This window comes from Paenibacillus endoradicis (assembly GCF_024721975.1).
In genome coordinates this window covers 510,756-533,623 of record NZ_JANQBB010000001.1, presented here as the reverse complement: position 1 = coordinate 533,623, position 22,868 = coordinate 510,756, and the positions used below count along the sequence as shown (strand labels likewise).

Annotated in this window: 22 protein-coding genes and 1 pseudogene; 2 read left to right on the top strand and 21 right to left on the bottom strand. The window is 39.7% G+C overall.

Annotated elements, in window-relative coordinates; genetic code table 11:
- Window positions 1-344: 344 nt before the first annotated feature.
- The 3 genes and pseudogenes from NV377_RS02330 to NV377_RS02325 all read right to left on the bottom strand — a co-directional run bounded on the left by NV377_RS02330 (window position 345) and on the right by NV377_RS02325 (window position 2,117).
- Window positions 345-1,145, bottom strand: a complete 801-nt coding sequence (locus NV377_RS02330) for an aminoglycoside phosphotransferase family protein (RefSeq protein ID WP_258199558.1) — start codon at window positions 1,143-1,145, stop codon at window positions 345-347.
- Window positions 1,146-1,347: 202 nt separating this feature from the next.
- A pseudogene (locus NV377_RS26010) lies at window positions 1,348-1,520 on the bottom strand (nuclear transport factor 2 family protein); the annotation flags it as partial.
- A 15-nt stretch (window positions 1,521-1,535) separates the two neighbouring features.
- Complete coding sequence (locus tag NV377_RS02325) at window positions 1,536-2,117, bottom strand: TetR/AcrR family transcriptional regulator (protein WP_258199557.1); 582 nt, start codon at window positions 2,115-2,117, stop codon at window positions 1,536-1,538.
- A 372-nt stretch (window positions 2,118-2,489) separates the two neighbouring features.
- On the opposite strand from NV377_RS02325, the gene NV377_RS02320 reads away from it, so the two are divergent.
- Window positions 2,490-3,644 carry an MFS transporter gene (locus tag NV377_RS02320; protein WP_258200342.1) on the top strand — a complete coding sequence of 385 codons (1,155 nt, stop codon included), beginning with the start codon at window positions 2,490-2,492 and terminating at the stop codon, window positions 3,642-3,644.
- A 222-nt stretch (window positions 3,645-3,866) separates the two neighbouring features.
- Here NV377_RS02320 and NV377_RS02315 read toward each other — a convergent pair whose 3' ends face one another.
- The 12 genes from NV377_RS02315 to NV377_RS02260 all read right to left on the bottom strand — a co-directional run bounded on the left by NV377_RS02315 (window position 3,867) and on the right by NV377_RS02260 (window position 17,276).
- Entirely contained in the window at window positions 3,867-4,886 is a 1,020-nt protein-coding gene (locus tag NV377_RS02315; protein ID WP_258199556.1) for a linear amide C-N hydrolase, read from the bottom strand.
- A 2-nt stretch (window positions 4,887-4,888) separates the two neighbouring features.
- Complete coding sequence (locus tag NV377_RS02310; RefSeq protein WP_258199555.1) at window positions 4,889-5,398, bottom strand: helix-turn-helix domain-containing protein; 510 nt, start codon at window positions 5,396-5,398, stop codon at window positions 4,889-4,891.
- 335 nt (window positions 5,399-5,733) lie between these two features.
- A complete protein-coding gene (locus tag NV377_RS02305; RefSeq protein ID WP_258199554.1) occupies window positions 5,734-6,726 on the bottom strand; it encodes an LCP family protein in 993 nt (330 codons plus the stop codon).
- 51 nt (window positions 6,727-6,777) lie between these two features.
- Complete coding sequence (locus tag NV377_RS02300) at window positions 6,778-7,038, bottom strand: hypothetical protein (RefSeq protein ID WP_258199553.1); 261 nt, start codon at window positions 7,036-7,038, stop codon at window positions 6,778-6,780.
- A 125-nt stretch (window positions 7,039-7,163) separates the two neighbouring features.
- Entirely contained in the window at window positions 7,164-9,470 is a 2,307-nt protein-coding gene (locus tag NV377_RS02295) for a glycoside hydrolase (RefSeq protein ID WP_258199552.1), read from the bottom strand.
- A 493-nt stretch (window positions 9,471-9,963) separates the two neighbouring features.
- Window positions 9,964-10,299, bottom strand: coding sequence for a YolD-like family protein (locus NV377_RS02290; RefSeq protein ID WP_258199551.1), 336 nt, complete (start codon window positions 10,297-10,299; stop codon window positions 9,964-9,966).
- The gene (locus NV377_RS02285; protein ID WP_258199550.1) at window positions 10,296-11,540 is read right to left on the bottom strand and encodes a DNA polymerase IV; all 1,245 of its coding nucleotides are present in this window, start codon (window positions 11,538-11,540) and stop codon (window positions 10,296-10,298) included. Before NV377_RS02285 ends, NV377_RS02290 begins: the two co-directional genes overlap by 4 nt.
- Window positions 11,541-11,834: 294 nt before the next feature.
- The gene (locus tag NV377_RS02280; protein WP_258199549.1) at window positions 11,835-12,122 is read right to left on the bottom strand and encodes a stage VI sporulation protein F; all 288 of its coding nucleotides are present in this window, start codon (window positions 12,120-12,122) and stop codon (window positions 11,835-11,837) included.
- A gap of 71 nt (window positions 12,123-12,193) precedes the next feature.
- Entirely contained in the window at window positions 12,194-14,251 is a 2,058-nt protein-coding gene (gene recG / locus NV377_RS02275; RefSeq protein ID WP_258199548.1) for an ATP-dependent DNA helicase RecG, read from the bottom strand.
- 7 nt (window positions 14,252-14,258) lie between these two features.
- A complete protein-coding gene (fakB, locus tag NV377_RS02270; RefSeq protein ID WP_258199547.1) occupies window positions 14,259-15,116 on the bottom strand; it encodes a DegV family protein in 858 nt (285 codons plus the stop codon).
- A 37-nt stretch (window positions 15,117-15,153) separates the two neighbouring features.
- Entirely contained in the window at window positions 15,154-16,899 is a 1,746-nt protein-coding gene (gene fakA, locus NV377_RS02265; protein WP_258199546.1) for a DAK2 domain-containing protein, read from the bottom strand.
- A gap of 17 nt (window positions 16,900-16,916) precedes the next feature.
- The gene (locus NV377_RS02260; protein WP_258199545.1) at window positions 16,917-17,276 is read right to left on the bottom strand and encodes an Asp23/Gls24 family envelope stress response protein; all 360 of its coding nucleotides are present in this window, start codon (window positions 17,274-17,276) and stop codon (window positions 16,917-16,919) included.
- 267 nt (window positions 17,277-17,543) lie between these two features.
- Here NV377_RS02260 and rpmB point away from each other — a divergent pair, with 267 nt between their 5' ends.
- Window positions 17,544-17,732 (top strand): 50S ribosomal protein L28, encoded by a 189-nt coding sequence (gene rpmB / locus NV377_RS02255; RefSeq protein ID WP_258199544.1) that lies wholly within the window; start codon window positions 17,544-17,546, stop codon window positions 17,730-17,732.
- Window positions 17,733-17,831: 99 nt separating this feature from the next.
- On the opposite strand, the gene spoVM is transcribed toward rpmB, so the two are convergent.
- The 6 genes from spoVM to NV377_RS02225 all read right to left on the bottom strand — a co-directional run bounded on the left by spoVM (window position 17,832) and on the right by NV377_RS02225 (window position 22,864).
- Window positions 17,832-17,912: a stage V sporulation protein SpoVM gene (gene spoVM, locus NV377_RS02250; protein ID WP_258200341.1), complete on the bottom strand. Its 81-nt coding sequence runs from the start codon at window positions 17,910-17,912 to the stop codon at window positions 17,832-17,834.
- Between the two features lie 132 nt (window positions 17,913-18,044).
- Window positions 18,045-18,317, bottom strand: a complete 273-nt coding sequence (locus tag NV377_RS02245) for a hypothetical protein (protein ID WP_258199543.1) — start codon at window positions 18,315-18,317, stop codon at window positions 18,045-18,047.
- Window positions 18,318-18,335: 18 nt separating this feature from the next.
- The gene (gene rpe, locus NV377_RS02240) at window positions 18,336-18,980 is read right to left on the bottom strand and encodes a ribulose-phosphate 3-epimerase (RefSeq protein ID WP_258199542.1); all 645 of its coding nucleotides are present in this window, start codon (window positions 18,978-18,980) and stop codon (window positions 18,336-18,338) included.
- Between the two features lie 5 nt (window positions 18,981-18,985).
- On the bottom strand, window positions 18,986-19,978 hold the full coding sequence (gene rsgA, locus NV377_RS02235; RefSeq protein WP_258199541.1) for a ribosome small subunit-dependent GTPase A: 993 nt from the start codon (window positions 19,976-19,978) through the stop codon (window positions 18,986-18,988).
- Complete coding sequence (gene pknB / locus NV377_RS02230; protein ID WP_258199540.1) at window positions 19,935-22,106, bottom strand: Stk1 family PASTA domain-containing Ser/Thr kinase; 2,172 nt, start codon at window positions 22,104-22,106, stop codon at window positions 19,935-19,937. The genes rsgA and pknB overlap by 44 nt, the downstream gene beginning before the upstream one ends.
- The gene (locus NV377_RS02225) at window positions 22,103-22,864 is read right to left on the bottom strand and encodes a Stp1/IreP family PP2C-type Ser/Thr phosphatase (RefSeq protein ID WP_258199539.1); all 762 of its coding nucleotides are present in this window, start codon (window positions 22,862-22,864) and stop codon (window positions 22,103-22,105) included. The genes pknB and NV377_RS02225 overlap by 4 nt, the downstream gene beginning before the upstream one ends.
- Window positions 22,865-22,868 lie beyond the last annotated feature (4 nt).

Below are 22,868 nucleotides of genomic sequence, written 5' to 3'. Positions count from 1 at the left end.
GTACATGACAGCTTTGATGTCTGGAGCCTCATTATTTGGCTTGTCTAATACTTTGGTATGCCCTTCGCTTAACTTTCTTAATGCTTCGACAGTCTTCTCAAGCTTTCTCATAAAAAAAGGATGTCCCTCCGTCATTTTATGACTTTTGGGACAACCTCTATAACAATATTCCACATCTCTACAACACTATCCAACTTTCCATAACAATTTTTTTATCGTCACTTATGATAAGGCTCTCCGTGCTGTCTGGAACGACAAGTTTTAGGGCCATCCTTTACGGGATGACCCTTTCTTGGATCTCGCTATGCTTCAATTATAGTAATCCACTTGAATAACACATAATTCTATATCCAATCATTGAAATGATCCGCTACAAATCGAATTTCGCTCTCATAGTGAGCCAAGTGTCCCTCATCAACCATTTTTTGAAAGGCAAGATTCCCTTCGGCAGCACCATTTCTCAACGTATCGCACATTGTAGTCAATCGTTGAATAATCCACTGAAACAGTTCATTGGGGACGGGAGTTCCATACGATTCAAAAAACAAATGAATTCGTTGATGGCGATCCGTTGCGTGTAGATCCGATTGGTACTTCACCGTTTTTCCCGAAGAATGGTCAGGCTCGAAGCTCGCAAGTGGAACCGATGTATAGAGGGAATAAGCAATGTCCCACATACGTGGACCTGGACCAGCCATATCAAAATCAATCAGCCCCACAGGAATCCCCTTTTGAAAGACCACGTTGTACAATGCAGCGTCATTATGACATATCACTTCGTGCTCACGTTCGTCGACATAACTAAGCTGCCACTTGCTCTTCGTCATGAGAGTTGATTCTTCAGTCGCATCATGAAAACTACGTAAAAGACGTGCTAAATCTACAAGTATTTCATCCGACCACATGTAAGGTTCAAGTTCAGGGTAATCATTCCCTGGGACTTCCCCTGAAATGAAGGTTAGTATTTCACGATCGGAATCGTCGATTCCGAGAAATCTTGGTGCTCCCTGAAAGCCTTGCTTCTCTAGATGCTTAAGTAGCTCATGAACACACGGGCTCCAATAACCTGTGGGACGGAGAACAGTGTTTTCCCTACGGACAATGTGATTAACATTTCCGCCTTTTAACACTTCTTCCTGAGTCACTATGCCTCACCTACTCATTTCTATGATATTTCACTATAATCATGATTCACCAAATCAGTTAATAAAGTACATACATCATATTCGCGACTTAAAACCCAGAACCCTTTTCGTGAACGTAAGTTGTGGTAATGATTGTTACTCCAAGATAGTCACTACGAAATAAAATAGTTAGAGTTTAAAAGGTTCACCAAAAAACTTGCCCCTAATTATGATACGGTTCACCGTAGTGGATGTGGATCCAATATTCTATGGTTTTGCTATTATCTACACGGTAAACGCACTAGCTATGTCCACAATTGGTTTGCCTGTTACTGAAGCACCATCTGCTTCTCCGATATGGTAACCAACTTGTTTCCAACGCACATAGACCCGATTCCATATTTTTTGATTCTATCTTAACAATGTAAGTATTTCTTTTACAGAATTATCAACAAATACTCGTTCAGGACGAGATTTCATGAACACCGTCAGTCCTATTAACGATATGACTAGCGTCTGTGCTAAACCCTTTGCATTAATAGTGCTATCAAGCTCACCTGAGCGCAAACCTCTTTCAATCGTTTCTTGGAATATTACCGAGAGATACATTTGATGTTCTCTTGTTAGGATTGCAAATTTCTCATCATGAGGCGCAAGCTCCACCATCGAATTGATGCAAAAGCACCCCCAGTTCGGACTTTTTTCATCTTCTTTTGCCACCATATTTTCAAAAAAGGCACGGAATGCTTTTTTAACAGAAGAATTGTTTTGAAAATTGGCGCGAACATAGGCAGCATGAGAATTTGTATATTTTCGCAACGCAGCTTCAAATAATCCTTTTTTGTCCCCAAAGGTGGAGTATATGCTTGGTCGCTGAATGCCCATTCTTGATGTCAAGTCGCTTAAAGAGGTAGCTTCGAACCCTTTTTCCCAAAATAGTTGCATAGCTGCATCCAATGCATTGTCCTCATCAAATTCGCGTCTTCGTGCCATAGCAATCCCCTCTTTTCATATCGAACGGTATGTTATAATTTTATAATGTGAAGATTATTCTGTCAATAAGATTAAGCTTTTACAGCTCTTAAATCTCATACAAAAGTAGATTAATTAGAGTTATCGCTACATTTCAGCTTTCCTCTACAATAATCTCTTGACAGATATCTTTTTTTCGAGTTATATTTATCAACAAATTAAATACCGATCGGTATTTTATTCTATAAATCTGATAAACATAAATTTAAGGAGGCGTTATCTTTGGGGAAGTTTATTGAAGAATCGAAAGTCATTACCGTGGATTATACAGGCAAACACGTTGTACCAGCTCAAGAGACGCTTATAACATCAGAAACAGCGCCCGCATCTTTAATGTCTCGCAATGTTGCACTCTTATTTGCGATCGCTTGCGGACTGGCAGTCGCCAACATATATTACGCGCAACCCTTGCTGGACGCTATTTCAAACGAGTTCGGTATTACTCATTCATCTGTCGGCATTGTTATTACAATAACTCAAGTTTGTTACGCATTTGGACTGCTATTGCTAGTGCCCCTCGGCGATTTATTAAATCGACGTTGGTTGATTACTGGGCAGATGCTAGTATCCGTGTTGGCTTTAATTGTGATTGGCACCGCTCCCACCAGCATGGTGTTATTCATAGGCATAGCTGCGGTTGGATTGCTTGCCGTAGTGGCACAGACGCTCGTTGCGTTTGCGGCAACTTTAGCTGCCCCAGCTGAACGTGGGCGTACCGTGGGTGTTGTGACAAGTGGAATCGTAATTGGTATTCTACTGGCGCGAACTTTCGCTGGCGTATTAACGGATTTAGCCGGATGGCGTTCCGTCTACCTTGTCTCTGCGGTATTAACGCTAATCATGGCATGTGTATTGCTTAGGGTACTTCCGCATTATGATCACAAAAGAGAATCAATATCCTATCTACAGTTGCTTCGTTCGCTGCTCACATTGTTCGCACAAGAAAGAATTCTGCGAATCCGTGCTGCACTAGCCATGTTGATTTTTACCGCTTTCAGTATATTCTGGACTTCCCTAGTGCTGCCTCTTAGCGCTCCGCCGCTTTCTCTTTCACATACTGCTATTGGAGCGTTTGGTCTTGCTGGAGTTGCTGGAGCGTTAGCAGCAGCGCGAGCAGGTCGTCTTGCCGATCGAGGTTTAGGGCATAGGACCACAGGCGTCGCATTGATTCTGTTGGTTACATCATGGTTGCCAATAAGTTATACTCAACATTCACTTCTCGCATTAGTCGTCGGTATTTTTCTTCTTGACCTGGCAGTACAAGCCGTACATGTCACCAACCAAAGCATGATCCTTACTTTGCGCCCTGAGGCACGCAGTAGGCTTACTGCTGGTTACATGATTTTCTATTCCATTGGTAGCGCCACCGGGTCAATCGCATCTACCAGTATCTATGTTTACTCAGGTTGGAACGGAGTGTGTTTGTTAGGTGCAATTGTCAGTGCTTTGGCTCTTCTATTCTGGGTATTGACCCATCGCCTTAAATAATGGGACATATTAGCGATCTCTTGTCTCAATTCCCTTTATTTTTAATGTGTCACGAGCAGCAACTAATTACTTCACCACAAGATCGATAATTTTCTCAAACTTAATCCGCGTGTCTCGTCTTCCTGTACCAATTTCATCCGAACTTGCAACGGATCTATTCGTGATACTTTGCCTGTTATCCATCTATCTTGGAACAAATCATAAATACGAATAGTAGCCTCCTCATTCATCTCCGGACTGATACAAATCGGGGAAAGAAGCTAGAAAGTTAATCATTTCTTCTGTAATCGTCCATCCAAATGCTTCAGTTAATACAGGATCTTGAAAAAATGACTCCACAACTATTCGGTTCATACTTGAGTTGTACTCTTCAAAACGGTCATTACAAATTCCATGATCTAATTGATGTAGATCAATCACCTTTGCGCTGGAATGCAAGGAAAAATCCAACTCTTTTAGTCGAATGACTTTCCTCTCAGGATATTGATTCGATAAGAAATGCAGTTCCAATTTTTCCAAATCATATACTAGACTGTAAGCGGTATCCTCTCGTCGAGCGGATTGTAGTGCTTCAAATAGGTAACCAATATGTTCTCCCTCATTAGAGGGTATCGGAAGGGCAATAGAAGTTGCTACTCTCTTGAGGCGTTCCATCGAATTTCGTGAATAATCATCATACCTAATATGCCACTTTTCTTCCATATCTTCCAAGTCTCTAACTGCCTCCACATAAGGTGTATTCGCCATTATCGAAATCGGCAACGTATTGCCACGATACACGTTCATTTCTCCGTTTAAAAACTCAATAATCGCACAGTCTTTTAAACGATCGCAAACAATATAGTGAAGACGTGACATTGGCTGTACAATACGGACTCTTGATGCGGTTTCTATCGCTTCCTGTACGGATGAACAAGTATCTAGTAATAGCTGCATCCACGGGAGTTCGCCTATTGCCGGAAGGACGCTGTTCTCTGAATAAGCAGACTGCCATAATGTTGTCTGTTCCACCACGAGACCAGCTTCGTTCATGCCGCCATTTGGCATTTCCTTACCTACCTGCGTGATAATTAAGCTGCCGTACCGCGAACTCCATTCCGCCGGATGATCTGGTGGCATGACCATCGCTCTTTTCGTAACATTTCGTTTATTGGTGAATATGTAAGCTCCGTCGTAGGGATTGTCTTGGTTTTTTCCAAGTAGGTTAATGCCTTTCTTGCCCACATATATTGCTGTACTCACTTCTATACATCTCCTTTTTGTAGTTTTCTTCTGAGATCCTCTATTTGTCCAGCTTCAAGCTCATCTAATACGATATCGATAAGGGCATCGATTCGTTCATCCCTCTGCTGTAACACGACGGCAATTCTTGCAAGACGAAGCTCATCTTCCCTCTCTTGCTGAAGTTCAAACTTTTTATTTCGATAAGGCTCAATATCTTCCTCGTCTGCACCCTCAACTTCTAACTGTTCTACCTTTTGTTCCACTAGAAGCATATGAAGCTCGATTTTGGCAATAGAAGTTATTGGCTTTGCATATTGATGATTGTCAATCAACACTGCTTCTTCAACTCCAAAATAATTTGCAAGGGCCTGCAAACGCTCCTGCGGAATCGGTCTACGCTTTTTAATCCAGTCTGAAAACTGCTGTGGTGTAATGTTAAGTTCACGACCTATCCCAGAATAAGACAACTCATTAATCATGACCAAATATTCCAAAATAGTTTTGGACCGTTCCATCTCTGATTTGTTCATCCTTACTACCTCCGACATATTTTATGTCACAACTATATACTACGACATAAAATATGTCAACACTCATTCAGCAAGAGAACAACTAATCATCTTCAATAAGGAGATAGAACGGTTCAAATTGAATAAGTGCCGTGACGAGAATTCACGAATCCACATAAAAACAGACGCCTAATCATTTCGATTAGGCGTCTGTTCCTAGAATCTACTACATATATCTCGTCAAAATGAGGGATTAAAAATGGCATAATTGCATTTCCATAAGACTCTTTTCAATGACTATTTTCTTCCCATTATCACTATCGTTATTCGCGGCAGGGCTACTTATTCAAATTAACTTACTCTGCTTTATCCTGATCTTCTGGCATTAGTAACTGATCTGTTGGTATGTTGTTGTCCGTCCAATTATCAATTAGATCTTGAGCAAATTTAAGATCTTCTTCATCCACACGGTCATAGGATATCCCATTCAATCGGATACTCTCACCCATAACCGTATAACTTGTAATTTGAACTTTACTTCCGGCTAGGAGTTGTTTGCTCAGATCAATGATAAACTTAGGTTGCATGTCCGTCTGTAGGTTAGATCCCATAATATCAAGTAATTGTGGAATCTTAACGATTTGATTTAGATTCATCATCTTTTTAGCTACCTGATCTAAGAAGACCTGTTGTCTCTTCGTACGATTGAAATCACTATCCTCACGGTATCGAACATAATTTAAAGCATCGGTACCGTGATAAATAGACTGATTTGCTTTAATCGTGAATTTATCATGGTCTATCCCTTTATTGACGATATCCTTCTCAATCGGAAGTTCCACCCCTCCAAGCTCATCCACCGCATCCTTTAATCCTACAAAATTAATTGAAGCATAGTAGTCTAACGTATGGGCGAGCAAAGCCTCCATGGTATCTTTCGCCATTCGTTGTCCGCCAAAAGCGAAGGCATGATTGATCTTATCCTTCTTTCCTTTTCCTATAATTTCAGTATAGGTATCCCGTGGAATTGAAACCAATAATACCTTTGATTCTTGAGGTCTTATCACCGCATAAATCATTGTATCTGAACGCGCCGTTTCATTTTCACGTTGGTCTGTACCTAATAGTAAAACAGAAAAAGGGTTCAGCGTTTCTGCTTTACTATAAGTTACATTTCCCTCCCCTTCTAGAGGTTTATATGACTTCTCCTCTAACGTGTTCACGACCTGATCTGATAGAAATATATTAAATGCAAGCATAGCCAAAGGTTTACGAAATGCAAAAACTCCTGATGCTATCAAGACTAGCACTATCGCTACTATGGAAATTTTTTCAACTCTCTTTTTCATTATTCTAGTTCCTACATACAGATTTCCATTAATCTATTCTTTTGTATCCACTCATATGACTTTGTCTTTAACGACATCATCGTTAATTTGCGTTACCTCTTTTAGGGTAAAGGTTGCTTCGGGTGGACTGAGAAAGAAACTTAATGAATGAATCTTTGTTTTGTGTTCTATTACATACTTTAGTTCCATTACTACGTCGGGTTCAATGGTAAAATGATTACGCATACGATTCATTTTAGACCGGTGTCCACTATCTGTAATGAGATATTGTTCTACTGCTTCTATTTTTTGTTTTTCTGTAAATTTCTCCATAAAAAAAGCACCTCCAAATGTTGGGTGCACTTCTTTTTTAAAGGGGCATTATTCAGCATTTTCTTCCTTAGTGTTCTGATTTAGCTTATCGGAAATAAACAGTTAAAATGTAGTGAATTTCACGCTTATTTTTCCGGTGAATAGATAGTATTACTGTCGCCATCAATAATTAAAACTGATTTCCCAGGTATTATCTCCCCGTGATAGTTAAATTCATCTTCTGAAAAATTTGTTACTGCACTTAATTCTTCACCATATGCTGTCATTTGAACGAGTTTATCATCTGATAAAATTCGAAAATCTGTCATTTCTTCCTTGATTGCTTTTTCACTGAACTTTGACCATACTTTAGAATGCTTAACTATTGTTTCTTTGTGTTTTTCCCACTCAACTTTATCTATATGATATAAAGGAGGGACATTATAAAGTATCTCATACAACATCCTATTTACTATTTCATCTTCAAATTTTAAGCTTCCCCATCCCCACCAATAACTTGTAATCACTGAATCGTTGTAAACCAACTTGTACAATGGGATCGTGTAATCTGTATCCAAAAATAACTTCTTATACTTTTCCTTTATAGGTATTTGTTTAGAGAATAATTCGGGTACTCCGCCAGTACTTGAATAGTATCTCCCTACATAATACTCACTTTCTTTGTTTTTGGCCATGTCCGCATCCATCCAAGAAAATGATGGTGTTTCTATTCCATGTGCAAAGGCAATAGTTTTGTTAGCAAAATCATTTCCTCCCTCAGTTCCAACGACCATATTCCATTCTTTTTGCAGATACTCCATTCTCTTAATTCTAGCTTGGATATCTTCATTTTCAGTAGTAATATGTTCTGGCGAATAATCATCATAGATCTCTCCAGTGCCATCTGTATCTAAAAACCATGAGTTAAACGCTATGCCAGTACTTAAAATCGTAGTTACTCTTTCTTCTACACTAGGCATTGCAAGTGTCGGATTCAATTTTCTACCTACACCCTGGAATCCTTCAATCTTGCTCCCATCTTTATTCGTTACAGTTGCATCCTCGTATAGTGAAGTATCTTTAAACTTGGCAGTTTCCCACTTCTCTTTACCTGGTTCATGGATTGAATGATACGAATCATATGTGCCAATTAAATACCCCAAATCTTCCGCTTTTTTTATTAACTCTGGCTTAATAAACCCTTCCTGCCAGTCGTCCAACCCAATCCACATATATTCTAACCCTGAATCCTTCATATCCTTTATCACATCTACGGTATTTGCAGCTGCCCACTCCTCTATTGGGTCAACTACATTTCCAAGCACGCTTTTTAACAATCTCTTATTTAAGTCAATTAATTCAACAGCATTTAATTTTGCTATTCCCCTGTCTAATAGCCCCTGCGTTTCTTTATCTAAATCAGTAAATATTTCCTGATTATAGAATTCTTTTAGTTGCATTACGGCACTTAGACCTTTTAGTATTCTATTCTTAGTGTAATTGTCTACATAATCTAAGTTATTCAAATCTTCTAAGCCCGATGAAAGTTCTGATCCATCCTCAACTTTAGTAGTTAATAACTCCTGAATCCATAATTTCAGTTTTTCAGGTAAACTTTCTTTCAGTTTTGCCCATTTTATATTTTCCTCTGAAATCACCGTTCTATCCCAAAAATAAACATGGGGTGCACCGTAAAGCTTTTCAATATTACTATTTTCTTCAGCCTTATCCGCCAAACTTTTGAAATCACCTTGTTCAATCAAATAGTTTTTATAGGTTTTTGCAACATCCACTGTATTTTTTTCAGTTAAATATATTCTAAATCCATATTCCTTCTCTTCATTAATCTGTGGAAACTCATGATTAAAAGCAAACTCAATACCATTTTCTGTATTAAAATCAATTTCACTATTATAAGGATTTCTAATTATATATACTAGCGAATACTCACTTTTATCAACTGCAAAAAATTGCATAGATAAAGCCTCAATAACCTTCATTTTTCCCTCATTTAAATAATCTGTCCAAATAGAATCATTGCTTGGAATATACTTGCCCTGATTAAACGGGAGCATATATCCATCACCGTTCACTTTTGGCCATATAAACGTGTTGTCTTCGACTTTACTTGATTTTATAGCTACATCTACATAATTTTCTTTTTTCTCGATATCAACGTCAATTCCCTGTTCCAAATAGCTCCAGCTAATGTTATCTCCACTGTCTTCTAAATTTGAAACTTTCATTCTCTCCAAGGGCTCCGATACTTTCTCGGTAATTCCATTGGACTCTACCTCAAGCGCTAGTGTCTCCGGATCTACACTAAAGTTAAAGTTTAAATTATTAATTTGTGAGATTTCCTCTTTACTTGGTATGATTTTTTCATTCATACACCCCGTAAGAACACTACTTGCCATTGCAACGATTAAAATGATTTTACTTATTTTCCTCATTTATCTTACCTCCTATTTTATAATAGACCCATTTTAAAACTCATTTTACAAATCACTAACCTATTTTTTATTCAAGCACAAAACCAAAATTTTGATTATGCAAATAGACTAACAATCACACCACTTTAAATAGAATAACCTGAGTATGTTACATGAATGTTACAAACAACTCTAACATAATATTTTAAATTCAAACCCGATATGATTGTACAAGATTCACTTAATTGAATATTAGCTTACGTTTAAACGTTATTTAATAAAACAAAGAACGGGCATCATCGACGCTCGTTCTTTGTTTTATTTTTTTACCCCGAACTACTGACTCATTTTAAGTAAAATTCATTTCAATAACTGCAAGAAATGTTACATTTGAGAACACGCAACTAAGTACAAGTCTTCGAAAAAAATGCTGTTTTTTCCTAAGTGTTACAAGAAAATCAAGCATTTTCTCCACTCAATTTCCTGTTTTAATATGTCGCGAAGCAGCAACTATCTACTCCACGACAAGATCAATAATTTCCTCAAGCTTAATCCAGCGTGTCTCGTCTTCCTGCACCAATTTCATTCGAGCTTGCAAAACATCAATACGCTGAACTTTTCCTGTTATCCATCGATCCTGGAACAAATCATAAATGCGAATACGAACAGTAGCCTTCTCATTCATCGCTTCGGCAAACTGATAAGAAAGTTCAACTAATCGTTGTTCATCAAAGTGTGGGCGTTCTTTCTGTTCCAAATTTTTATGAAATTCATTATAGGCTTCCTTATGTTCGGGTAGCATCATTCGTGATGACTCGAATAGACCATTCCCTGTTAATTTCAAACTCATTTGTAATGACCTCCTATTTTCCGTGCACGATCATGCACTTGACCTGCCTCCGTCAACGATGATGCTCGCATAATTGCTGTATTGCCATAACGAGCTTTAATCGAATCTGTCGTACGAGCGAGTGCAAGTCGTTCCTCACGATTATCAAATAACGTCATCTGATACTGTTCATCGCTAACAAATTGATTAAGCGTCACCCCAATACTGCGAATCGGTAAGCCATCCCAATGTTTCTCGAGTAATTCAAGTGCAACATGATACACATCATCCGTTAAATAAGTTGGATCATCTAGCTTTTTCTGACGATGGAATCCTGTAGGATAATCAAAGTCAGCCCCGTGGCAGCCTACTGACACAACAGAGCCCATGTAACCTTTCATTCGAGCACGTTGACATACAAGTTCCGTTAACTCAAGCAGTGGCACCTTGATCGCTTCCAACGTTTCATAATCAACAGGTAGCGTCATATGATGACCTATTCCTTTCTGCGCAATGTGTGTCATTGGAGAAACAGGTGAATCATCGACTCCATTTGCAATTCGCCATAGCACCTCACCGTTCACTCCAAAGCGGCGACGTAATGTAGCAAGCGGCGTGCGAGCTAGCTCCCCTATCGTATGAATGCCCATAACTTCAAGATGATGCTTCATCTTTCTGCCTACCATAAACATATTGCCAATCGGAAGCGACCATAGCACCTCTTCAATATGTGAAATAGGTAAACGAAATAGTCCTGATGCATTTTGTTTTGCAAAGTGATCACAAGCCATCTTACTTAATACTTTATTGCTACTTATACCAATTCGAATACGTACTCCTGTCTCTCGCATCACTTGTCGCTGAATCGTGTATGCCATTTGCTCAATGGTATGATAATTTTGTACACTGCCTGTCACATCAAGATGCTGTTCATCAATACTGTATGGCTCAACAAGATCTGTATAACTTTGATAGATCGCTGTAATTTGCAAAGATACTTTAATATACTCCTCCATACGAGGCCTAATAATAGCTACATTAGGACATTTGGCAATCGCGTCACCTAACGTCTCGGCAGTTTTGATGCCATACTGCTTTGCTATTGGACAAGCAGCTAATATAATACCTGAACGCCTTTCCGGATCACCCGCTACAACAAGTGGTCGACCCTCTAACTCAGGATGAGCAACTTTTTCTACCGTTGCATAGAAAGACTGACAGTCTGCTAACATAATGATGCGCTCTTGTTTCTTATGCGTCATCGCACTCGCCCCACAAATCATTTCGCTATTATATGTTCTGCTATATTATGCACACAACAGAACATATGTTCTTATTTATTATATACTCTTATTCTATTCGTTATGCAACTGAAATTTATGACAGTTCATCCAGTCCATAACAAAAAGGCATTCATCACCTGCTACATGCGAACATGCAGTGGGCAATGAATGCCTTTTCCTAGGGGTAGTTCAAAAACAGACTTTGATAACGATGCACTACTACGTAGCATATTCGACATCAAAAATGCAGCGAACTTACACTATTACAATAGCTTAGCGGAACATACTCCATAATTTCAATAAATGAAGCGTATTGTTTGGATCTATTTTTTGCGCTAACACGAACGTAACAATTTGTTCTTCCTGTGTTTCGGTTAGTTTTTCTTGCAAAATAGTTGCAGCAGATTTGGTCAGCTTACGAACCTTCAGTCGATCCTGCAAATCGTATTTGGTAGCATCACCAAGTAATTTGCGAAGACGTTCCTTTGTAGCTGGATTTTTCGCTTTAAACTTCACTCGCTCCACTAACTGCGGACTAATACCGAATTTTTGATAACTCATTGATCAGACACCTCCGTATAGGCAACTAGCTCTAATGAATTAACTATATGCAGGCGATCGCTAATAATTGCCTAATCTATTTGTTCTCCTTGAAATAAAGGATCATTTCGAAGCCATTCTATTAATCTAGCGTACGTAGAATCATGCCAAAAACTGTCGCGAGCCACGAGTTCAGTAGCATCTTCCCTAGCCTGCTCAAGTAATTCGTAGTCTGCAACCATATCAGCAAGCTTGAATTCTGGTAGACCACTTTGTTTTGTCCCAAAGAAGTCACCTGGACCTCGAAGTTCAAGATCACGACGCGCTACCTCGAAACCATCATTCGTGTCGGTCATAACCTTCATTCGTTCTCGACCTACTTCTGACTTGGGATCAGCAAGTAAAATACAATACGATTGATGCTCGCCACGCCCTACCCGGCCCCGAAGTTGATGCAATTGAGAAAGCCCAAATCGCTCAGCATCCATAATCATAATAATCGTAGCATTAGGAACATCTACGCCTACCTCAACAACAGTTGTTGCAACTAACACTTGTGATTCATTACTAGCAAAAGCACCCATCGACGCTTCTTTCTCAGCTGCACTCATACGACCATGTAACAGTCCTACTTGTAGATCGGGGAATGCCTGCTGCATCGTAATATGAACATCAATAACATTCTGCACTTCTAGCTTCTCAGATTCTTCAATGAGAGGACAGATGACATAAGCTTGACGACCAAGCGCTACTTGCTTGCGAATAAAGCCGTATGCGCGATCTAAAGCACTATGCTTAACCCAGAACGTCTCGATCGGTTTACGCCCTTGTGGACGCTCGCGAATCGTCGATACATCCATATCACCAAAGGCAGTTATAGCAAGCGTCCGCGGAATCGGAGTCGCCGTCATCGTTAGTACATCTGGATGAATCCCCTTCTGACGTAATATGCTCCGTTGATTAACACCAAAGCGATGCTGCTCATCGACTACGACAAGTCCTAACTTGCTAAAGAAAACATCCTCTTGTATAAGTGCATGTGTACCAACAACAACATCAATTAGCCCCATCTGCAGCGAGGCAAGCATATCACGACGTTTGCGCTCACCTAAACTTCCTGTTAACAGCCCTACTTGAATGTTCGTATTATCAAATAAACGCGTGAAGCTCTTCAAATGTTGCTCTGCTAATATCTCCGTAGGAACCATTAATGCACCTTGATACCCCGCCTTCACTGCACTATAGAGTGCAATCGCAGCAACTACCGTTTTACCAGAACCAACATCACCTTGCAGCAATCGATTCATTCCATAATTACGACGCATATCAACAGAAATTTCGTTAATCGCTTTCTTCTGACCGTCTGTAAGTTCAAATGGTAACGTCGCAGCAAATTCACGAATCCATTGACTGTCAATCTGCATAGCAATACCCGCCTGCCTCCGATGAGAAAGTGCACGATATGCCTGCAAACGAAGCTGGAATAAAAATAATTCCTCATACACCATTCGTCTTCGTGCTTCTTGCCCAGCGGCAAAATCACCAGGATGATGGATATGTGTAATAGCCTCTGCTCGATTCATCAAATTATATTTCTGGACGATTCCATAGGGAAGAATTTCTTCCACCATACTGCCATATTGTTCTAATGTCGCTGTAATTAATTTGCGAATCCATGGCTGTGTAATCTTTCCACCTACGGAATAAACAGGCTGCAATGTATCCATCTTTGCAGATGGTTTGACGGCATCAAGAAACTCAGATTCTGACACTGTTAATTGCAGACGAGACTGTTCCCATTTACCAGTTAACATAATTTCTCGATCGGGAATTAATCCTTCACGAAGAAAATGACGATTAAACCAAGTTGCAGTAATTAACTGAATACCGACTTGTATTTTACATGTTAGACGAGATTTTGACTTACCATAACGTTGTAATACAGGAACACCACGTACAGTTCCAATAACTGTAGCTTTTTCACCACTTTTTATTTCAGTCAAGTCACGTACACGATAATCTTCATATCGAAACGGAAAGTATAATATAATATCATTCGCAGTATATAGGCCAAAGGCGTGAAGCTCCTGTTCCTTAAGAGCACTCACGCCTTTCAACTGTTTAACTGGAATTTGATCAAGTTTGATCATTCCAAGCTCACACCTTATATAAGAATACAGCGGAAGTACCAGGTCCAGTATGAGTACCTACAACAGTACCCACAGCTGTATAATGGATTTCCTTCACATTAAGTTCAGCAGTAACACGTGCTTCAAGCTCTTGTGCAATCGTTGCATCATCTGTCTTTGCGACAACCAGACCAACCTCAGCATCACCATATGCTTCTTTCAATAACTCAACAATTTTAGCCATTGCTTTTTTACTACCTCTTGCTTTATCCGCAGAGTATACAGCTCCTACTTCATCAAGCGAAAGAATCGGCTTAATATTAAGTAACGAACCGATAAGAGCAGCAGCTCTGCCGATACGTCCACCTTTTTGTAAATATTCAAGCGTATCCACTAAGAAGTAGATTTCTGCATTCTTCTGTCTCTCTTCAATAGCAGCAACGATTTCTTCAACAGAAGCCCCTGCTTCAGCCATTTTAGCAGCAAGAATAACTTGCATACCATTGCCGTAAGATGCTGATTTTGAATCAATAACTGTAATGTTTGCATCTTCAGCTTCAATCATAGACTGAGCAATCGTTGCCGATTGATACGTTCCACTTAGAACAGATGCAAGATGAATTGAAATAATTGGACCTGTAGGGTCTTCAGCTAGAAGACGTTCATATACATCACTGAATTCAGCAGGTGATGGCTGGGATGTTGTCGGCATAACAGTGGATGTTTTTAGACGAGCATAGAAATCATCCGTTGTCATATCGATGGCATCTCTAAATGTCTCCTCACCGAATAATACTTTAAGTGGAACCATAGTAATGCCGTACTTCTCACGTGCATCAGCTGGAATGTCTGCTGTACTATCCGTTACAATTCGAATATTTCCCATTTTACGATATTCCCCTTCCCTTATCGCTTAATTGATATTACTCGACTGCAAACACATATGGATATAGCGGTTGACCACCATGCTGCACTTCAATTTCTAGATCGCTATAATGCTCGCTAATCCACTCGCTAATCGAAGCTGAGATTTCATCTGATGAACCTTCACCTGTAAGAATAGTAACAATGTCCCCTTCTTCTTCAAGCATGCTTGCAAGTAGAGCCTTACATGCATCTAGAAGTTCCGCCTCAGAAGTTACAATTGATTTTTCCTTAATACCGATATAGTGTCCTTCAGTAATCTCTACACCATCAATACTCGTATCGCGAACCGCTTTCGTAATTTGACCTGATACAACCGTACTAGCAGCAGAAATCATCCACTCTTTGTTGCGTTCTGGCGTTTCGTCTTCTTTAAAAGCAAGCACCGCCGCAATCCCTTGCGGAATTGTTTTGGTAGGTATTACAGTAACAGAGCGCTCTGTTAGTTCCACAGCTTGTTCAGCAGCTAATATGATATTGCTATTATTTGGGAATATGAAAATATGATCCGCAGAGAGTGCTTCGATCGCTTTCACAAAATCTTCTGTGCTTGGATTCATTGTCTGTCCACCGGATAATACGATATCCACGTCACTACTACGGAACAATTCAGCAACCCCATCACCAAGTGCAACGGTAATCATCCCGTAAGGCGCACGCTCAAAGGCTTGCTCGGTTGGACGATTATCAATGGCCTGTCCCGCTAACAGCTCGGCAGCTGATAAATTCGCATGCGATTGGTGACTATCTTCTTCAAGCAATTCACGATGTTGTTCGCGCATATTAAGAATATGCATATCTGTAAGTTCACCATATGGAACTGACAAATTGAACACATCACCTGGTTTACGAGAATGAACATGAACTTTAATAATGTCATCATCTGTAATTACTAGAATTGAGTCCCCATCTTTAGATAATGCTTTCTTGTAAGCGGATTCATCAAAGGCGGATACAGAAGTTCCGGATACATTGCGCTTGATGAAAAACTCCATGTCATAGAAGAACTCAATATCTAAAGTCTCTAGTTTTGCTTGAGCGGAGATTGGAACTATGTTACGTATAGGCTGTGGAACATATACATCTGCAGGTGCAGCTTCAGAGGTTAGATCATCTGAAATTTCTGAATTGCCGGATAATGATTGTACAAATCCTTCATAAATATAGACAAGTCCTTGACCACCAGAGTCAACAACGCCTACTTGTTTCAAAATCGGTAATAGATCAGGAGTTTTTTGCAAAGCTTCGTAAGCTCTTTGATGTACTTCTTGCATTAATTCAAGTACTTCTGTATTACGACGAGCAAATTGCACAGCATGACGCGCTGCTTCTTTCGCTACAGTAAGTATTGTTCCCTCTACCGGCTTAACAACAGCCTTATATGCCATATCCACACCATGTTGTAGGGCAACAGCAATATCTATAGCCGTCGCTTCCTCGGCACTCGCTAATGACTTAGAGAACCCTCTAAATAGTTGAGAAAGAATAACGCCTGAATTACCACGCGCCCCCATCAATAGTCCTTTAGATAATGCTTCAGCTGTTTTCCCCAGATGAGCAGATTGTTTGTTTTTCAATTCAGTTATTCCTGAAGTCATTGTTAGATTCATATTTGTTCCAGTATCGCCATCCGGCACTGGAAACACGTTAAGTGCATTGACTTGTTCAGCATTTCGCTTTAGTAAGTCAGCTCCTAATAATGCCATTCCAGCAAAATCAGAACCGTTAATAGCTCGCTTACCCAATGAAATTCCCCTTCCTGCTAGGTAGATACCCTTACATCTTGAACGAAAATGTTAACTTCGTTAACTGCAAGGCCTATTACATCATTTAACACATAGGTTACTTTAGAACGAATATTATTCGCTACTTCAGAAATTTTCGTTCCATAACTCACAATAATATACAAATCAATATATACACCATGTTGATCTTGTCTTATTTCAACACCCTTAGTCCAATTGTCTCGACCTAGAAGCACTGCGAGTCCATCTTTAAGTCCATTTCGTGAAGCCATTCCTACGAGCCCATAACATTCCATAGCGGCAGAACCAGCAATTGTGGCAATACAACTATCAGATACATTGATCTGACCATAATCATTATCTAATTGTATCGGCATAACTATTCACTCCCTTGCCATATATTATGGACTAATTTACATTGTACTATAAACATTGATTTTATTGAAGAGTATAGTGAAATTTCACAACATTTCAATTAGAATTAGGTTGAACAGGGATCAACTTTATGTTACGATATTTAGGTCTGTTTATATTAGAAGTAATATGCATGATTAATCATTCAAGTAGCATAGTCTTTACATAGCTGTAAAGGCAATGAGCTGTTAAAGCAAGAACACTTGATATTTGGTGAAGGAGGTGTACTTATGTCCCGCAAATGTTTCGTAACTGGCAAAGCGCCTGGAAGTGGTAACAACAAATCTCACGCGAACAACACAACTCGTCGTACTTGGGGAGTTAACGTTCAAAAGGTTCGTATCCTTGTGGATGGTAAACCAAAACGTGTATACATCAGCGCTCGCGCGTTGAAGTCTGGTAAAATTACTCGTGTGTAATTTGCCATAGACAAAAGCACCTGAATCTTCAGGTGCTTTTTTTGTTGTAAGGTTGTACGCCTCCATGGAGTTGCGATTGCGACAGCCAGCATTATGTTGTTAGCTTTTTTGGAATGTATTCAACACTGCTTTTACAAATCCACCCAAAAATTTAGGTAATTTAATGGTATAGAACTTCATGTCCACCCCTCCTCGAAACACGCGGTTACATTTTCCGTGTGAGCTCCACTCTTGTAATCATAATATGCAAAAAGAGCGCAACGTATGCCACCACATGCTTCAAAGAAAGATTATTTCAAGCCCAAATTTTGATTACTGACCTAATAAAAAGTCTGGATTAGTCAAACTTTGATAAACGACCGTAATAAAGACACCTATAAAGAACATAATGATTGCTAATACGATAAACGTAATTCGTAAGCCGATCGTTTCGAAGCGCCTAAAAAATCGAACGCCGATATAGACAGCCAATAATGAAAACAAATATTTAATAAACGAACTTATCGTAGTAAATAACGATAACGTTCCACCAGCCATCATCGCGTACAAGATGACCCAAACGAAAGTTTTAATATTAAATTTCATACGAATTACCTCCTCCTATTAACGTAATGAGGCTATAGCTTCAGCACGACTAGGAGCATTAAATACAGCATTGCCCGCTACAAGGACATTAGCGCCTGCATCACGAACAAGCTGCGCTGTCTGCGCATTAATACCACCATCTACTTGCACATCGATATGAGATAGTTCACCTTGTTGTAAGAGCGCTCGTAATTCACGAAGCTTAGTTACTGAATACGGAATAAATGATTGTCCACCAAATCCAGGATTAACCGTCATAATAAGAACCATATCGATATCATTAAGAATCGGTATCAACGAAGAAACCGGTGTAGCTGGATTAAGAGCTACACCTACAGGAAGACCTTTTTCCTTAATTGAATAGATTGTTCTATGAAGATGAGCACAGGCTTCCAGATGAATCGTAATACGATCAGCGCCAGCAGCAATATAATCAGCAATGTATTGGTCAGGACGTTCAATCATAAGATGAACATCAAAAGGCAGTTTCGTCTTAGACCGAACCGCAGCAATAACCGGAGGGCCAAATGTAAGGTTAGGCACAAAGTGACCGTCCATTACATCGATATGTACCCAATCCGCTCCTGCCGCTTCTATGGATTGAATTTCTTGACCTAATTGAGAAAAATCAGCGGATAAAATAGATGGTGCAATAATAGTCATGACTGTTAGTACCTCCGTTTTTGATCTTTGAGTTCTGCAAGAAAGGTTATATAATGTTCATGCCTGCTTGCTTCAATCTTTCCTGCTGCAAGTTGTTCAAGTACGGCACAACCGGGCTCCTGAACATGCGAGCAACCTCTAAACTTACACTCTGGGGCAAGCTCGCGCATTTCTATAAAACCATACGCAAGATCCGAAATACCAAGCTCCGTAAAATCAAGCTGGCTGAAACCAGGCGTGTCTGCAACATAGCCCCCGCCAATATCAATAAGTTCTACATGACGAGTTGTATGCTTACCGCGTCCTAGCCGATTACTTATTTCATTGGTTTCTAGTGTCAATCCAGGAACTAGTGCATTCAAAAGCGAAGATTTCCCTACTCCGGATTGTCCAGCAAACACAGATACATGCCCTTTCAACCTTTCATGTAAAGGGGATATTCCTTCATGCTCCACAGAACTCGTCCCATAAATTTCATAGCCTAAATTACTGTAGATGCGAGTGACTTCCTCGATACTTTTGAGCGCCTCTTCCTGCAATGATTCCTTACTATTGGGATCATGAGATAAATCTTGCTTGCTTAAGCAAAGAACAGGTTGAATTCCTGCATGCTCAATATGAAGTAAGAACTTATCTAACAATTGTAAATTAAGGGCAGGCTCATGCACAGAAAATACGAGAATAGCAAGGTCAACATTCGCCACAGCTGGACGTATTAATTCTGAATGACGAGGAAGTAATTCTACAACAGTTCCTTCTCCATTTTCTGTAGGTACATAGAGTACATCATCGCCTACTAAAGGAGTAAGGCCTCTGTTCTTAAATACTCCTCTAGCACGGCATTGAACCGTGCTAGAAGAAATCCGATCATGTTGAGGTTGAACGTAATAATAACCACTCAGTGCTTTAACAATCACTCCCTGGAGACTAGCGGAAGAATCTGTAGTTGTCTCATTATTCTTCTGCAAATGTTTCCGTGGATTGCTCGTTTTGCTCATTATGTTCGTTACCCTCCGTATTTTGGTCTGACCCACCCGGTGGAGTAGGGTTAGTTTCTGTAGTTGTAGGTGTTGCAGTCGGTTGAACAACATTACCTGGAATTTCCAATCCAGTTGTTGAACCTTTTGAAATATCTTTATATCTGATTTCTTTGATATCCATGAACGTACCATCTCGGGTTACAGATACTCTTGCTACCGTATCAGGGTCAAGCACAAGCGTTACTGGAATATCAACCGTACTTGTAATCGTACGTGTATCAAGCTTCATATTTTCACCACGAGCATCGGAATAAATAATTTCCACTTCACTTGCAGAATCACTGTTCGCAGGTGAAATACGCACATTAAACACATAGTTTTTGGCATCCTTAGGTTGCCCTGAACTTACAACAATCGAGATTTTACTACCTTTAACAACTTTCTCATTAGGCAATACATTTTGGCTAATAACTTCGTCTTTTTCGAACAAATAACTAGCCTCATACTTAATATTACCTTCTTCAAGTATTAAACCATAAGCTTTCAAAATATCTTTAACATCAGCTAATTTTTTGCCCTCTAGAGTTGGCATATCAAACGTCTCTGGTCCAGAGCTTACTGTAAATGTAATTTTCACATCATCAGGATTAATTTCAGAACCTGAACTTGGTGTCTGCTCAAGTATAGTACCTACCTCAGAGTCATCGTTGACTTCGATAAATTCGAGCTGAGACTCCTTAATACCAAGCTCTACAAGGGAATTAATTGTAGCTGTTTTCATTCCACCAACATAGTTAGGTAGTTGTTTCAGCTCAGGTCCGCTACTGATAATTAATTCGATAAAAGATCCAACCTTCACCTTCATATTCATCTTCGATTGCTCCATAACGTTACCTAGTGGAACAACCTTACTTGTTTCACGCGTTACTGGTTCTTTAACTCTCAAACCTTTTTCCTCAATAGCTTCACGAGCTTGTTCCTCTGTCAAGTCTACAACATAAGGTATGTCGACATCGTCTGTTTGCCAAGTATCTAATAACTTGAAAAATCCCCATATTAACGCAGCCAAGAAAACTAATGTTACAAGAACGACAATCAATGGTTTCTTCCAATTGTTTTCTTTCTTTGTAAGCTCAGAGTCTTCCAGTGCTGTAGTTTTCATTGCCGTAGTGTCTTCAATCCTCACCGTATTACTTACAGGTCCCGTTGCCTGCTGCGTGCGGGTAGTATTCATATCTTGCATTTGCGAAGAACGAATAGCAGGCATAACTTTTGTTTCCTGCATTTCATCTACTTGACTGAATACAATTTTCGGTTCATACAGACGATGTGGTTGAAGGCATGTCTCTAAATCCTCCATCATTGCTTTTGCTGAATGATAGCGTTCATTCGGATTTTTCCGCATTGATTTCAAAATGATATTTTCTACTGATTGAGGAATATGCGAATTGGCAACTCTAGGCTCTTCAAAATCATCTTGCAAATGTTTCAATGCAATGCTAATTGGACTCTCACCAAAAAATGGGAGTTGAGCAGTTAACATCTGATATAGTACGATTCCCAAAGAATATAAGTCCGATTTCTCACCTGTATTCACACCTTTAGCGTGTTCAGGTGAAAAATAATGTACAGATCCAACAACAGAACCAGTATGTGTAATCGTTGAGGAAGTTACTGCTCTAGCAATACCGAAATCAGTTACTTTCACTCTACCATTATTACCAATAAGAATGTTGTGAGGCTTAATATCACGATGAATAATATGATTCGTATGTGCGTGATCAAGCGCCTCACATATTTGCTGTGCGATGTGAACTGCTTCTTCAATTTGAAGAGGAGCTCGCTCTACAATAATTTCATTCAAATTATGGCCTTCTACATACTCCATAACGATATAATGAATATCTTCTTCTTGACCAACGTCATATATACTTACAACATTAGGATGAGAAAGTGCCGCTGCTGATTGACCTTCACGACGAAACCGACGAATAAACTCTTCATCATGAACAAATTGTTGTCGTAATACTTTGACCGCTACTTTCCGATTAAGCAGTACATCATGCGCTTTATATACTAAAGCCATTCCGCCACCGCCTATACGAGAAATTATCTCATAGCGACCAGCAAGATCGTGTCCAATCATAGTGTCTCCTCCTTTCCTTGTACATGACCGTTTTGATCATAAAGAACAAGTGTAATGTTGTCTTCCCCACCAGCCTCATTAGCAAGTAGAATTAATTGATCTGCACTTGTTGCAAGTGGTTGCTGACTCATTACAATTTGATGAAGTTGAGACTCGCTAACGCGATTTGATAAGCCATCACTACATAAAAGCAAAATATCACGGCTATCCCATTCGATAATACGAACATCTACTTCGACATCATCATCTGTACCGATCGCACGGGTTAATACATTTTTTCGGGGATGATGCTCAGCCTCTTCGGCCGTTAATTGTCCCGATTGTACCAACGCATTCACTAAAGAATGATCTTCAGTTAGCTGATGGATGCCTTGTTCATTGATACGATAAGCGCGGCTATCACCAACATGCCCAACAATGATCATGTGATCCCATAATAGGGCAGCAACAATCGTTGTGCCCATATTATGATATTGTTCCATATGTTTAGCTAATTGGAATATTTCATCATTTGCTTGACGAATAGCAATTCGCATCAGACGTTTACCGTCTTCTGCGCTCCAATTTGTAATTTCTTCATGTTGCTGCAGAATACGCTGAAAAGCTTTAACCGCGATTTGACTCGCAACATCTCCAGCCTGATGACCACCCATTCCGTCTGCTACAATAGCAAACGAAAGTTGGTCATTAATATTCCCTGTTAACGCAGAATCCTCATTCACTTGACGAATTCTTCCAATATCACTGCGACTAACCATTAAC